2 protein-coding genes and 1 pseudogene are annotated in these 2,460 nt (G+C 73.6%); 2 read left to right on the top strand and 1 reads right to left on the bottom strand.

Going from position 1 to position 2,460, the window contains the following annotated elements; translation table 11 throughout:
* Positions 1-89: 89 nt before the first annotated feature.
* A complete protein-coding gene (locus BJF79_RS37325; RefSeq protein WP_262403144.1) occupies positions 90-908 on the bottom strand; it encodes a class I SAM-dependent methyltransferase in 819 nt (272 codons plus the stop codon).
* A 115-nt stretch (positions 909-1,023) separates the two neighbouring features.
* On the opposite strand from BJF79_RS37325, the gene BJF79_RS37320 reads away from it, so the two are divergent.
* Both BJF79_RS37320 and BJF79_RS37315 read left to right on the top strand, forming a co-directional pair.
* A complete protein-coding gene (locus tag BJF79_RS37320; RefSeq protein WP_075904473.1) occupies positions 1,024-1,353 on the top strand; it encodes a hypothetical protein in 330 nt (109 codons plus the stop codon).
* A gap of 46 nt (positions 1,354-1,399) precedes the next feature.
* Positions 1,400-2,266, top strand: a pseudogene (locus BJF79_RS37315) (enoyl-CoA hydratase-related protein); the annotation flags it as partial.
* Positions 2,267-2,460: the final 194 nt, after the last annotated feature.

Below are 2,460 nucleotides of genomic sequence, written 5' to 3'. Positions count from 1 at the left end.
GCGCCCCGCCGCCGTGCAGGTGGATCCGCAGCGGACCGGGCGGCAGTTCCTCGACCCGTCCCGTTCGATGATCGTAGAGCCGCATGGCCTCACTCTACGTTCGTGCGACGCAGGTCACAGCGGTGGGTCGGTCGGCAGGGGACCGCCGGGGATGTGCGGGGCGCGTCCGGCTTGCGGACGGCCGCGAACCGCAGCCGCACGTAGTCGGCGACCCACCCGGACTCGCGGCGCAGCGCGGGCGCGGCGAGGTCGTTGACGCGGGCGAGGAGCGGCTCGACGAGCTCGGGCGGGACGGTGTCGAGGGCGCGGCCCGCGTAGGCGCGGATCCAGTCGGCGGCGCCGTCGGGGCCCTCGATCATCCGGGTGGGGCGGTCGGCGTGTTCGAGGAGCCGCAGCGTGAACCCCGCGTCCTCCAGTTTCGACGCGTACTCGGCGGGGCTCGGGAAGTACCAGGGCAGCTCGGGCTCGCCGAGGCCGAACACGCGCCAGGCCGTCTGCATCGCGGCGACCAGCTCGGCGCAGTTGCCCGCGCCGCCCAGCTCGCCGACGAACCGCCCGCCGGGGCGCAGCGCCGCGTGGACCTGGGAGATCACGGCGTCGGGGTCGCGGGTCATCCAGTGCAGGGCGGCGTTGGAGGCGACGGCGTCGAACGACTCGCCGACCGTGAAGTCGTGCGCGTCGCCGACGATGAACGACAGGCCCGGGTGCGTGGCGGCGGCCTGCGCGACCATCTCGGGGCTGCCGTCGATGCCCAGCACCTCGGCGCCCCGCTCGGCGATCTCCGCGCTGAACATGCCGGTGCCGCACCCGAGGTCGATGATCCGCTCGCCGGGCTGCGGGTCGAGCAGATCCACCAGGGGCGCCCCGTGCGCGGAGACGTACCCGAAGGCGGAGTCGTACGTCGTCACGGCCCAGTTCACCTGCCCAAAATATCGGACAAAGGCTGGTTTATATGGATGGTTACCGGGCAGAGCGGCCCCGGCGTGATCCGTCTCACCCTGCGCCGGGCCGTACGGTTCGGGCATGAGCGAGGTCCGCATCACCGGCGCCGAGGGCCCCGAAGGCCTGTCCCTGCGCACCGCCGGGCTGTCCGCCCGCGGCCGTCCCGAACTGGCCGTGTCCGGCCTTCCGCCCTACCTCGGGCACGGCTGGGCGCGCGTCCTCGGCGCCCTCGCCGGGCATGTGGCGGCCGCCCCCGAGGTACCCGCCGAGGTCGCGCTGGCCCCGGACGCGGTCGTCCGGCTGGAGCGCTCGGGCGTGCGGCTCGTGCCCGTCCCGTCCGACCCGTCCGTCGACGTGGACGAGTGGCGCCGCGACATCGTCGTCCGGCTGTTCCCCGAGGCGAGCACGTAGCGACGGGCGCACTAGAATCGCGTTCTGATCGAGAGAGGGGTCGCGAGTGCCGTACGAAGAGATCGAGTACGAGGTCGCGGACGGGATCGCCACGATCACCCTGAACCGTCCGGACCACATGAACGCCTACACGTTCACCATGCGCAACGAGATGCTCGACGCGTTCGACCGGGTCGACGCCGACGACGACGTCCGCGTGGTCGTCGTGACGGGCGCGGGCCGGGCGTTCTGCGCGGGCGCCGACCTCAGCGGCGGCGGCGGCACCTTCGACCAGGAACAGTCGAAGGACATGTTCGCCGGCGACGATCTCCTGGAGGACGGCACGCCCCGCGACGGCGGCGGCACCGTCGCGCTGCGCATCGCCCGCTGCCTCAAGCCCGTCATCGGCGCCTTCAACGGCGCGGCCGTCGGCGTCGGCGTCACGATGACGCTGCCGATGGACGTCCGGCTGGCCAGCGAGAAGGCCAAGTTCGGGTTCGTGTTCGCGCGCCGCGGCATCGTCACCGAGGCCGCCTCCAGCTGGTTCCTGCCCCGCCTCGTCGGCATCTCGCAGGCCATGGAGTGGGCCGCGACCGGGCGCGTGTTCGGCGCCGACGAGGCCCTCGCCGGACGTCTCGTCTCGCGCGTCCTCCCGCCGGACGAACTGCTGCCCGCCGCGTACGCGCTCGCCCGCGAGATCGCCGCGAACACCTCCGCGGTCTCCGTCGCCGCGATCCGCCGCCTCATGTGGTCCGGGCTCTCCGCGCCGTCCCCGTGGGACGCCCACATCGCCGACTCCCGCCTGATGGCCGCCCTCGGCGGCGCGGGCGACGCCGCCGAAGGCGTCACGTCCTTCCTGGAGAAGCGCCCCGCCGAGTTCCCGCTGAAGGTCACCGAGGACCTCCCGCCCGAAGTCCCCGACTGGCCCGTCCGCTGTACGGACGCCGCCGCCCGCCGCCGTCCGCCGGTTCCGGCGGGCGGCGGCCTTTTCGCGGGTGCCGGACGTCCGCGATCATTGGAGCCCGCCCGTCCGCCGAAGGAGCTCCCGTGGTGGGCCAGATCCTGGCGATCGCCGCACTGGCGGTCTTCGCGGTGCCGCTCGTCCTGATGCTGTACTTCGCGACCCGG

The sequence above is a fragment of the Actinomadura sp. CNU-125 genome (assembly GCF_001942465.1).
Lineage (GTDB): Bacteria > Actinomycetota > Actinomycetes > Streptosporangiales > Streptosporangiaceae > Spirillospora.
Note: the sequence above shows the minus strand (reverse complement) of the source record. Positions and strands in the feature narration are given on the sequence as shown.